Origin of the sequence: Secundilactobacillus paracollinoides (assembly GCF_001702155.1) — a bacterium.
Lineage (GTDB): Bacteria > Bacillota > Bacilli > Lactobacillales > Lactobacillaceae > Secundilactobacillus > Secundilactobacillus paracollinoides.
In genome coordinates this window covers 286,360-298,519 of sequence record NZ_CP014912.1, presented here as the reverse complement: position 1 = coordinate 298,519, position 12,160 = coordinate 286,360, and the positions used below count along the sequence as shown (strand labels likewise).

Below are 12,160 nucleotides of genomic sequence, written 5' to 3'. Positions count from 1 at the left end.
AGGATTTTATATCATAGTGCCCTTATGCTCCAGTCTTTAAACGCTTTGTTCCACGCTCTAATGCACAATCGCATTCAAAATCAGCACACAACACAAACCGACAACAGACAATACCGTTTCCAGGACGGTCCAAATCTTCAACGTTTGCTTCACAGTTAAGTCGAAGTATTCTTGGAACATCCAGAAGCCAGCATCGTTCACGTGTGATGCGGCAACTGAACCGGCACCGATGGCGAGTACCATCATGGCTGGGTCAGCGTGAGTGGCTAACATCAATGGTGTCACCAACCCGGCAGCGGTCATACTTGCGCCGGCTGCTGAACCCAGCGCAATACGCAGGATAACGGCGATGATCCAACCGAGGATCAGTGGTGAGATGTTGACGTTTGAGACCAAGTGTTGAATGGCGGTACCAACACCACCGTTGATCAGTACTTGTTTGAAGGCAGCACCACCACAGATGATCATCAGTAACATCACGATTGATTTCAGTGAATCACCGACGATTTTGTTGATGTCTGCCATGCTCCGATGTTGATGCAGACCCATTGACCAAATGGCAAAGAGGAGGGAGATCAACATCGCGACTTCAGGACTACCGATCATGGCCATATACGCTTTGAGACCATGACCACCAGTTATTGAAGTTGTTTTTGTCGCAATTTCAAAGATGGAAGTTGCGGCCATAAAAATGGCTGGGAACAATGAGGTTAAGAGTGAAATTCCAAACCCTGGTGTATCTTCCAAATTGAATTGTTTAACTTCACCAAAGGCTGGCAAAGATTTTTTAATGACAAACGTTTCAGGTGCGTAACGGGCGGCAAGTTTTTGGAACAGTGGACCAGCAACGATAACCGTTGGAATGGCCACGATGATCCCATAAACAAGCACTTGACCAACGTTGGCGTTCAAGGCACCGGCAACGGCAGTAGGTGCTGGTTGTGGTGGCAAGAAGGCCTGGGTCGTCGACAGTGCGGCAACCATTGGTAGCCCGAGATATAGAAATGGTACTTCAGCTTCAAGGGCGATGGCGAAAACAAGTGGGGTCAAGAGGACCAGACCAACTTCGAAGAACATCGACATCCCGAGAATGAAGGAAGCAACCACAACAGCGAGTTGTAATCGTTTCTTACCAAAGACTCGAATCAATGTTTGTGCAATTCGGTAGGAACCACCAGATTCTGATACCAAACGGCCGATAATTGCACCAAACCCAAAGACAATGGACAGCTCACCCATTGAACTACCGATCCCGGTAGTAATCGTGTCCGCAACTTTTGCGGGGCTCATGCCTAAGCCCAACGCAACGAGGACAGCGGTTAAAATCAATGAAATGAAGGTGTTCAATTTAACGCGGATAATTAGGAATAGCAGCAAGGCAATCCCCAGAATTAAGACAACAAATTGCAAAACGTCTCCTCATTTCTCTTTCTTTCTTTTTTTTCCAAGCTCTCTCTTTGTGACACTTTAAAAAATAGAACAGCACAAGAATTGTAATTAAATATGGTAAGCTATTCAAGCAAAATTGTAAAAAGTTTTCAAATAAAGTTAAATAATTGAGAAAAATTTTCATGAAAACGTTTCCTTTAAGAATAATTCTCACTATAGCGCTTACATGACTTTTTGAAAGCGAATTAATAATAGATTGTCTTAATAAATGTTGGGTTAGTTTTCTTGAAAAACATATCAATTCCCTTTTAAACAGTGAAAGAAATCTTGAAAATAACTGCGAGTTTCTCCCATAATATAGTGAATAGATGATGTAACGATAACTTTATCAACACCCTAGTTGAGGCGGGTGGTTATTTGACTCGTTCTCGGTGTGCAGATTTCCGTTGTATTTATCAATAAACCGACATCTGTTCAATAATTCAAGGTAAAGTGATTAAGTTTCACTAAAGCTGACACGATTTCGTAAGCGTTTTACATACCCTAACCACAGGAGTTTGATACAATTAATGTGTTGTTATTCAACACTAGTATGTGATTAATTGGAGGGTATTTTTTATGGCAAACACAAAGACAAAGGCACAATTGAACCAATACATCGCTGATTTAACGCAGTTACAAACTAATTTGCAACAGACCCACTGGTACATGCGGGGCCCACAGTTCTTTAAATTGCACCCACTGATGGATGATTACGCGGATGAATTAGCTGAACAGTTAGACGAAATTGCTGAACGACTGATTGCTATTGGCGGTGATCCCATTTCAACTACTCACGAATTTATCGCAACGACTAAGTTGCCAGATGACCCGATCAAGTGGAACCAATTCACACAACCAGAATTGCTCCAACGTCTGGATAACCAGTACAAGTATCTGAGTGCTGAATACGAAAAGGGCATTGAATTAACCGATACGGATGAAGAAAAAGACTTCGTGACCCAGGATATCCTGATTGCGTTTAAGACCGCAGTTGATAAGGATATTTGGATGATTTCCGCTTATCTGGGGAAGGGGCCTTTGGAAGACTAGAGAGTGTGGAAGCAGGCGGTTAGAGGGCGGAGCCTAAGTAACTTTCGGCATAAAATCCCGGTTTTGGATTTTGTGCCGGAAGTTGCTTAGGCAGGAGCCCTCTGCCTGCTGGAACACGTTTAGTCTCGAGGACAGTAGAACACCACAAAAAAACACGTTGTTGCCAACATTGGCAACAACGTGTTTTAATTTCCATCCAATCAATTCAAATCACGAGTCAACTTCGACCCATAAACGATCTTCTGCACATGCTCGGCAATCTTAGCAATCCGAGGAAACCCAGAAAAACCGCTCTGACCATGACCATGTGTCATCACAACGAGAATGTACTGTTCACCATTAGGTAACGTCACGATACCAGCATCATTATTGGTATCATCAATGAACCCAACCTTATCCGTAACTGTCGTGCCGGCTTTTGCTTCCTTAACACCAGCCGGAATTCCAGTGCGGTAAACCTGTTTGCCCATGAGCGACAGCAACCACTTGCGCTCTGCTTTATTTTGGAACGGACCGGTGCCGTCGTGAAGATCACGCAGGGCACTGGTGAGACTAAGCGCAGTTGTTTCAGCATCTTGATTGGCCACGAAAACGGGGTTGTACCAGCCCTGTTTTTGCAGGTAGGCATCAACATTGGTCATACCCCAAGCTTCAAGGTGATCGTCAGCAAAGTCATTCATGCTGTTCACGATCATTTGCTCAAAGCTGGCTTGGGATGTGGCATCGAACGTAAAGGCATTTTCGTGAATCATATGGAACGTGTAAGCCGCAATGAAAATTTTATACGTGCTGGCAGCCACTTCAGCGGTATGCCCACGTGCGGAGGTTGCGAATTCGCCGCGCTTATAAAACTGACGCATTACTTTGGATTTTGCAGCACTGCTTCCAGATTTAGCGCCCAAATCATAGAAGCTTACCGTCGCTGTACCATCTGCCGTGACCTTTTTAAGGTAAGCCGTCAATTTTTTTTGAACGGTTTTTTTCGCGTTTGAATCAGCTGTGACGTGTCAGGTTGGCCATTAGCGTGCTGAGCATCGCTCTGATGCGCAACAATAACGTGATGAACAAAGAATAGAACGCCAAAAATAAGTGCAATTGCAACGTAGAAGCTAGGCTTAGGCCGGGGTAATTGAGACGACCGGCTATGCTTGGGCTTGTGCATCGGCGAGACCCTCTTGCTTTATAGAGTAGATTATGGATTCATTATAGACGTATTTAAGGTTGTTTGGGTAGCAAAATTACTGACATTTTTTGAACTGAGAAGACATAACTTATCGATAGAACATCCTAATGTATGACGAAAATCATAAATGGAATGAATTGTTTCACAGCAATGTTGCGGATATTAAAGTGCGAAACGTCTATTTTTAATATTTTTCGAAATGTATATTATGCAAGGCTAATTATTACTAAAATGGCATTTCTTTTACTGTAATCACTAACTATTGCGCAATAGCAACCAATTGTGAGGAGATCCTTTGAAAAACGGATGTTCAATATCAAACATTAATATACAAAATAAAGTAAAAATTGATTGTTTTATACAGTTGGCTATAAAATACATAAATACCGTTTCTGTCGGTTTAATTCGATTTTGTTCCACAATTTTCCTAATCTTTATCTAAATAGTCAATAAATAAATTCTAAAACCTTATTCAAACATTATTTTTAATTTGTTACTGTAAGAGAGTTGAAAGCGATTGCGAGATTGTTGATCAACGGGTGATGTAGTAGGGGTATTACTTCACCACTAGGAGGAACGTACGTCTTTATTTTGAGGGAGGAACCAATAATGGGAAAAGGCTCAAAGAATTTATCGAAGCACAATCGTCAGTTAGCAACTATGAACGAGAATGAGATGTTGCATTACCGGATGTACAAGAGCGGAAAGACGTGGCTCTTTGCAAGTATCGCGACAGTGTCGTTAGGACTCGTCTTCATCGGCGCCCCTAATGCACATGCAGATACGACGCCAGCCACCGTCACGACCACAAGTACAGCCACGCAATCAACTGGCGAAACAGGTACTACAGCAACTACTACGGATACAACGACGACCTCGACCGAAGCCACAGCAACTGGTGACAACGATGGGGTTCTCGTTGATCCGACTCAGGAAGAAACTCAGCAAGCGAAAGCGGACGCGGTTGCTAACGGTAGTAATCAAGTGGCTGCAGTGGCCGCCGATACGACTGTTGCGGATGACCAAGCAGAAGTGACCAAGTCGACTACGGCTATTGATGCCTCACAGACGGTTGCCGCGGACCCTGCGCTAGAAAATGGGGATACTGCTGGTGATCAAACCGGGGATAGTGGGACAACTACTGATCCGAACACGTCAAATGCTGTGTTTAAGAATTCGTTTGGACCCACTGCTGGCACTGCTGACAATAGTGGCACGGCTGGGTTAGGCGAAGTGGATGACGATGATAATCTACCAGCAGTGACTCAAGCCAACGCAGATACTGATCGAGAAGCTGGTGAATACGGCACGATTCCGGTGACGGAGGAATCTAATGATAACTTGGATGAAGATATCGTTGTTGACAAACAATCTACCTCCACTACCGCTTTAGATGATATCAATGATCAGGGGGCAGTTAGTACAGATGCAGAAAATCTTCAGCAGCGTGGTACCGTCATTTACGCCAATGGTCAGAACAAAGAAATTTCAATTTCAACCGGTGGGAGTAATGAACATGGGACAACAATTAGTTTGCCTCAAAACATTGCTGATACTGCAACGGTCGGCACCTTTACGGTCATTACCCAAAATCCTGTTGGGCTGACCATTCAAGATGTAGCTACACATGAAGAGTTTCAAATTACTGACCCTGAGATTGCTGCCCAGTACAAAGTTGGGGATACGATTACAGGCCAAGCCGTAGTTGATACAAACTTCAATGGTTCTGGAATGGAACTTGTTACGACGCCTGTCACCACTTTTATTAATGGGATTAGTGATTTGTTTGAAGGGGCCGGTGCTACGGCGTTAGAGGCACTTAAAACAGCTGTTAGTGCTGCCGGGCTTATCCCCCTGGCACCCACTGATGCAATTAACGCCTATACTCAAGGCATTGATGAAGAAGTTGCGGAAATTGAATCCATGATCGATTCTGGTCAAAATCTGATGCAAAATGGGGTGACCCAAACGACATTGGAAGACGCCATTTCTGATAATAATGGCAACTACGAGATTATGAGCAGTGATGGTGTTGCAACGTCCATTACTAACATGGTGGACTCGTACATTCAGGGCTGGACAGCTGGAATTTCGAACGGTATTTTATCCGCTGTTGGTGCTAAAGACAACGATGATGGCACGAATGCCTTAGATGATTTGGGCCTCGCGGGTTCGGCAATTAAGCTTGCTGCTCAAACCTTTGCAACCGCAATTACAACACCAATTGATGCGCTAAGTTCTGCCGCTACAAGTGGTATTGGTGATGCAATTACCCAGGCTATTGATGGTGGTGTCGGTGTTTCTCAAACAGTTGCTTTACCAATCGAATACACCGACCCAGATCTGTCAGAGAATACGCCAGGCGCATTTACTGGTGAAACAATTAAAACGTCAACTAAGCTATACAATGTTTCAACAGCATCCAACACAACGCTTGTTTACCAAAACGTGGATAAAACACAGTTAGAGGATGCAATTGCTAATGCTGCTTCCAGTGATCCTAATTTAGCAGCTGCCCAAGAAGTTCAAGCAGATCCAAATGCCTCACAACAAGATGTGGACAAGGCATACCTGGCACTTGACCCTCAAGGACAACTGAACGTTACCATTACAAATGGGACGGAAGTGGTTGGGCACATTGCTGCTACGCCAATTACTGGAACTACTGGTCAAACGGCTCAGGAAGCTTTGGACGCCAACACTGACAAAGCATTTACAACGGATGTTGATGGCTTAACTGTTACGTTGACCTCTGGCGACTTCGATTACTCGGATGCGACCACTGATGCTGATGGCAATTCCGTTACAACATACACATTGAATACAGAAGGGCAAGCAAAAGTTAAGTCCGCAGTGACAGCATTGGGCAGCAATTATGCAGTTACAGGGTTAGACGCTGTTGCTAGCACGATTACAATTTCAGCTGATACAACAACGCCAACTGACACTGATACGGATACGCCAGAAATTACTGACCCATCGATTACTGGTAATTCGACCGATGGGTACGATTTCACTGGTACCACCGATCCAAATACACCAGTGACGCTGACAGATCCAGATGGTAAAGACCTTGGCACCGGCAACTCAGATGGCGAAGGAAACATTGATATCCCGATTACTGGAACAGTGAAACCAGGGGAAGAAGTAACTGCCACGCCAGAGGATGGGACACCAACAACGGCAAAAGTTCCAGACGACCAGACGACACCAACTGACACTGATACAGATACGGATAAACCAGAAATCAATGACCCATCGATTATTGGTAATTCGACCGATGGGTACGATTTCACTGGTACCACCGATCCAAATACACCAGTGACGCTGACAGATCCAGAGGGTAAAGACCTTGGCACTGGCAACTCAGATGACGATGGGAACATTGACATCCCGATTACTGGCACAGTAACACCGGGAGAGGAAGTCACAGCCACGCCAGAGGATGGGACACCAACAACGGCAAAAGTTCCCGACGACCCGACGACACCAACTGACACTGATACAGATACGGATAAACCAGAAATTACCGACCCATCGATTACTGGTAATTCGACGGATGGCTACGATTTCACCGGCACCACCGATCCAAATACACCAGTGACGCTGACAGATCCAGATGGTAAAGACCTTGGCACCGGCAACTCAGATGGCAATGGAAACATTGATATCCCGATTACCGGAACCGTGACACCAGGGGAAGAAGTAACTGCCACGCCAGAAGATGGGACGTCAACGACAGCGATTGTTCCTGACGACCCAACGACACCAACTGACACTGATACAGATACGGATAAACCAGAAATCAATGACCCATCGATTACTGGTAATTCGACGGATGGGTACGATTTCACCGGCACCACCGATCCCAATACGCCAGTGACACTGACTGATCCGAATGGCAATGATCTCGGGTCTGGCAACTCAGATGGCAAAGGAAACATTGATATCCCGATTACTGGAACCGTGACACCAGGGGAAGAAGTAACTGCCACGCCAGAGGATGGGACACCAACTACGGCGGAGGTTCCAGACGACCTGACGACACCAACTGATACCGATACTGACACGCCAGAGATTACTGATGCCGGAATTACCGGTAATTCAACAGACGGGTACTCAGTAACTGGCAAATCAGCACCAAACACCCCAATTACTGTTAAGGGGCAAGATGGCGTTCCAGTTGCAACCGGGGCAACCGATGGCAGCGGCACCTTTACGATTCCGGTCGATCCAAAGGACGTTGACCCAGGCGAAGCGATTACGGTAACGCCAGAGGGTGGTGATCCAGTTGATCTGACTGTGCCAACGGATGCCACTATTACTGGCGATTCAACAGATGGGTACACAATTACAGGTAAATCAGCCCCGAACACACCAATTACGGTTAAGAATCAGAATGGTGACCCTATCGCAACCGGGACAAGCGATGGTACTGGTACCTTTACGATTCCAGTAGATCCAAAAGACGTTGACCCAGGTGACCCAATTACCGTAACGCCAGAGGGCGGTGATCCGGTTGATTTGAAAGTGCCAACGGATACGGATGTCCCTGTGATTACTGAGGTTGGTATTACTGGTGATCCAACGAATGGGTACACAATTACAGGTAAATCAGCCCCGAACGCGCCGATTACGGTTAAGAATCAGAATGGCGACCCAATCGCAACCGGGACAACCGATGGTACTGGTACCTTTACGATTCCAGTGGATCCAGGGGACGTTGACCCAGGCGACCCAATTACCGTAACGCCAGAGGGCGGCGATCCGGTTGATTTGAAAGTGCCTACGGATACGGATGTTCCCGTGATTACTGAAATTGGTATTACTGGTGATCCAACGACTGGGTACACAATTACTGGTAAGTCAGCCCCGAACACACCAATTACGGTTAAGGATAAGAATGGTGACCCAATCGCAACTGGCGAAACGGATGGCACTGGTACCTTTACAATTCCAGTTGACCCAGGTGACGTTGACCCAGGTGACCCAATTACGGTGACACCAAAGGATGGCGATCCAACCAAGTTGACTGTACCAGATGGTGATAAACCAGTGATTCAGACTCCTAATATTACTGGAAATTCAACGGATGGGTACGATTTTACTGGTAAGACTGATCCTAAGACACCAGTTACTCTGACTGATCCAAGCGGTAAGGTTATTGGTACTGGCACTTCAGACGAAAATTGTCATTTTGATATTCCAATCAATGCGAAGGACGTCACGCCAAACGAAGAGATTACGGCAACACCGGACGGCGGCGATCCAGCAACGGCTAACGTGCCAAGCGACCCAACCATTGATAATCCACAAGTTACTGGTAATGAGGACAATGGGTATCAAGTGACTGGTAAATCAGCGCCAAATACGCCAATCACGATTTACGACAAGACTGGTAACCCGATTGCCCATGGTGAAACTACTGGTTCAGGGACCTTCACGATTCCAGTTTCAGCTACCGATGTTGACCCGGGTGATCCAATTACAATTGAACCTGAGGGTGGCGACCAAGTGACCGCTAAAGTTCCTGGTGACGGCGGCAACGGCGGCACTACCGGAACGATCACAGGCGGTAATGGCTCAGCCACGAACACAACTGGCGGCAACAACGGTTCCGCAACTAGTCAGACGCCAACCGGGACGACTGGTCAAACTGATACCAATACAACGCCGGCCGATACGGGTAATACCGGAATCGATACGTCAAACGCTGGTGATACCACTGGCACTGATACTGGTTCAGGTGCAACTACCGGAACTGATGTCTCAGGTAATGGCGGCAATGGATTAGTTGAAACGGCAGCTGGTGACACAACTGGTCAGTCAGCTAATGGTGCGCAAACGTCAAACGCGCAATTAGGAACTACTGGGACAATGGCGGCTAATACTGGCAATGCGGATGCAGCATCAACCGGTACTGCTAACACAGCCAACCAGTTACCGCAAACGGATGAGGCTGAGAATAATTTGGCCATCCTAGGCTTACTTGGGGCCATTCTCTCATTCTTCGGACTTGCTGGAACCAAGAAACGTCGTAACTAATAGGAAGACTATTTTAAAAACTAGCGGCTGCTCCCTCAGGCAGTGCTGCTAAAGGAAACCACAGATGGCCATTCGGCTGACTGTGGTTTTTGATGTGGGGAAATAACCGGCACATCGTTGTCCGGTATTCCATCATTTTTAACCCCCTAAACTAAATTATCGATAATAAACTTCTGTTGGCATACTCAAACAGTATTTAATTTTTGTTACAATACGGGTGTTGGTAACGAAGACGCCAATTCGCTATCACAGTTGAGATCAACTCTAGGCGGTTTTTGGCACTTGGCCATTCAGCCCCCAGCTGAGTGGTTAATGTGACGACAACACTGTAAGGTTTGCAACATCTTTCCTATTCCTGATCGAGTAGCTAAAATCGCTTTAAAGTTTATGATAGGGCATCCAGATCGTCGAAACAGCGTTACTGAATATCTCTCGTGATTGTCATTAGACGCTGGGTGCCACAATCCCTCCAGTACCAATTAGATGAAAAATATGACTGGAGTTGACCTCAGGCACTCTGCCTACTGAGTGCATATTTACCAACTACTATTGGCTGTTGTTCCCTCAGATAACAGCCGCAAAAACCACCTGCAATTTGATTGCGGGTGGTTTTTGTTTGGTCTTAGTTCTGGTGGTGTTCTTGATTAGATAAATCGCGTTTGAGTTGAAAATGGGGTGTTAACTGTTGTGCTAACGGGGTTGCAGCTTGGTTGTTTGTAAGCTGTCGACTGAGTGATTCATACGATCCTAACAGTGGGCCAGTGAACGTTTTTCGAGCTGTGGTGAGGTAGTTGATCACCAACAAAACAAGGACGGCGAAAATGATCTTGCCAGTCGCGTAATGCAACACCAAGTGACTTGTCAGTTGAACGTTTGTTGGCGAAACGACCATTAAAATAATGAGAAATCCGATCCACAAACAGGCGATGGTGCCAACGGGGATGCTCCATTTACCGAGGTGCCAAGGCCCATCTTCTTTGCTGGTCCAGATGCCGCGAAATTGGGCGCGTAGTTTTAGCGCAATGGGAATACAGTATGAGCTGTAAAGCCCAATCACACTCATAGTGCCGATGACGGCATAGATGCCATCGGAAATACCAGCCAAAAAGGCAATGACTGCAATCAGCCAAATGGCGACGGCTGGGGTGTGAAATTTTTTTGACACGCGTTTCCAATAGTGAGACAACGGTAACCCGTTGTCGCGACTGAAAGCGTAGACCATCCGCGATGATGAGGTGATTGAGGAACACCCGCAGAACCACATGGCGATGGTGACCAGCCAGAGCAGCACGCCACCAAAGCGAGAGCCGACTGCTTGCTGAATAGCGACGATGAACGCGTTGTTCCCGGCGGCTGCAACAGCCGTGGGGTTCTTGATCGATAGGGTGACCAGCGCTAGGAGTGCGAACCCAAAGATCCCAGAAATAGCGACGGAGAGGAACACGCCCCATGGTGCCTGAACCCGGGGATTCAAAGTCTCCTCACTAGTGTGGGCTGAGGCGTCATACCCGGTCAACGTCCACTGTGCTTGTAAGAGGCCAATCAGAAAGGCACCCCAGTATGGCATGTTAGATGACGTCGCGGTTGAAAAAGTTGTGAACAGATAACTGACATGGTGGGTCGGACCGGCGATAAAGAGGACACCGATGATTAAAAAGACGCCAACAACGTGATAGATAGTGGAAACGGAATTGAGTTTTGACACCACGTTGATCCCCACGTGGTTCAGCAGCGCGTGACTCGCGAGAATAACGGCGTAGGTCAACAGAAATTGCATCTTGCTGGGGTTGGCAAAGATCAGATTTGATGAGAACGTCGCACACCCGTAGTCGATTCCGGCCACGATGGTGACCTGGCCGACAATGTTTAACCAGCCAGTGAACCAGCCCCAGGTTGGACCGCCGAGAATTGCTGCCCAGTGGTAAATTGCGCCAGATGTTGGAATTGCTGAAGTCAGTTCGGCCATTGCGGCAGCGACAAACAGGACGAAGAAGGTCACGAGCGGCCAGCCAATGCCCATGATGGCTGGGCCGCCTTGAGTAAACCCGTAACCGTAGTAGGAAACGGCACCAGTCAGAATCGAAATAATTGAAAAGGAAACTGAGAAGTTGGAGAATCCGCCCATGTCGCGCATGAGTTCTTGCTTGTAGCCAAACGATTTTGCAGGACCAGCCGCACTATTCTGAGCCGACTTCCACCGGCGTACCGACTGGCTAGCTATTTTCATGATAAAGACCATCATGCCAAGTGTGAGTACCAGGATCATCATTCCTAAATAAACCATTCAATCACATTCCTTTCACAAACAGGTCGGACATTTAATTGATTACGTGTTAGATTATATAACATTAAAATTAGATTGCAATATTATTTTGAAAATCTGTTATTATAAATGCAAATGATGAAATAAACATGAAAGCTTGCTATATAAGGAAATGATTTTATAATTTC

General features: G+C 46.3%; 5 protein-coding genes. 2 read left to right on the top strand and 3 right to left on the bottom strand.

What is annotated here, in order from left to right; translation table 11 throughout:
- Positions 1–57: 57 nt before the first annotated feature.
- Entirely contained in the window at positions 58–1,410 is a 1,353-nt protein-coding gene (locus tag AYR61_RS01175) for a gluconate:H+ symporter (RefSeq protein WP_065901111.1), read from the bottom strand.
- Between the two features lie 597 nt (positions 1,411–2,007).
- On the opposite strand from AYR61_RS01175, the gene AYR61_RS01170 reads away from it, so the two are divergent.
- Complete coding sequence (locus AYR61_RS01170; RefSeq protein ID WP_056987400.1) at positions 2,008–2,481, top strand: Dps family protein; 474 nt, start codon at positions 2,008–2,010, stop codon at positions 2,479–2,481.
- A 200-nt stretch (positions 2,482–2,681) separates the two neighbouring features.
- Here the strand turns inward: AYR61_RS01170 and AYR61_RS01165 are convergent, their stop codons facing one another.
- Positions 2,682–3,443, bottom strand: a complete 762-nt coding sequence (locus AYR61_RS01165) for a serine hydrolase (RefSeq protein WP_056987401.1) — start codon at positions 3,441–3,443, stop codon at positions 2,682–2,684.
- A gap of 830 nt (positions 3,444–4,273) precedes the next feature.
- On the opposite strand from AYR61_RS01165, the gene AYR61_RS01155 reads away from it, so the two are divergent.
- On the top strand, positions 4,274–9,709 hold the full coding sequence (locus AYR61_RS01155; RefSeq protein ID WP_065901103.1) for an Ig-like domain-containing protein: 5,436 nt from the start codon (positions 4,274–4,276) through the stop codon (positions 9,707–9,709).
- A 622-nt stretch (positions 9,710–10,331) separates the two neighbouring features.
- Here AYR61_RS01155 and AYR61_RS01150 read toward each other — a convergent pair.
- Complete coding sequence (locus AYR61_RS01150) at positions 10,332–11,993, bottom strand: amino acid permease (protein ID WP_082615632.1); 1,662 nt, start codon at positions 11,991–11,993, stop codon at positions 10,332–10,334.
- Positions 11,994–12,160 lie beyond the last annotated feature (167 nt).

Excerpts from the sequence above, each read along its gene's own strand:
- AYR61_RS01155 (WP_065901103.1), top strand. The coding sequence starts at position 4,274 with ATGGGAAAAGGCTCAAAGAATTTATCGAAGCACAATCGTCAGTTAGCA.
- AYR61_RS01150 (WP_082615632.1), bottom strand. The coding sequence starts at position 11,993 with ATGGTTTATTTAGGAATGATGATCCTGGTACTCACACTTGGCATGATG.
- AYR61_RS01170 (WP_056987400.1), top strand. The coding sequence starts at position 2,008 with ATGGCAAACACAAAGACAAAGGCACAATTGAACCAATACATCGCTGAT.